General features: G+C 45.7%; 1 pseudogene. It reads left to right on the forward strand.

From position 1 onward, the window contains the following. Positions 1–524: pseudogene (locus D1841_RS18445) on the forward strand (aspartate carbamoyltransferase); the annotation flags it as partial. Between the last annotated feature and the right edge of the window lie 21 nt (positions 525–545).

Consider the following 545-nt stretch of genomic DNA (forward strand, 5'->3'; position numbering starts at 1 on the left):
CCCTGACCGACCTTTTGACCATCAAGAGAAAAAAAGGCAGACTGGGCAACATGACGGTAGGTCTTTGCGGCGACTTAAAATTCGGAAGAACCGTACACTCCCTCATCGAAGCAATGCTGAGATACGAAAACGTCAGCTTCGTTCTCATCTCCCCGCAGGAACTGCAGGTACCTGACTACGTGAAGGAATCCATGGACAAAGCCGGCGCAAAATGGAAAGAAGTTGAAAGACTGGAAGACGCTATGGAAGAGCTAGACATTCTGTACATGACCCGTGTACAGAGAGAACGTTTCTTCAACGAAGAAGACTATATCAGATTGAAGGACAGCTACATTCTGGATTTAGAAAAACTGCAGGCTGCAAAAGAAGATTTGACCATCATGCACCCACTGCCAAGGGTCAATGAAATCTCTGTAGAAGTGGATGACGACCCGAGAGCCGCTTACTTCTTCCAGGCACTGTGCGGCAAGCACATTAGAATGGCTCTGATTCTTTACTTACTGGGAATTAAGAGAGAAGCATAATTAAAGCAATAAAGAAAGAGA

It is taken from the genome of Neglectibacter sp. X4, assembly GCF_009917365.1.
Classification (GTDB): Bacteria; Bacillota; Clostridia; order Oscillospirales; family Acutalibacteraceae; genus Acutalibacter.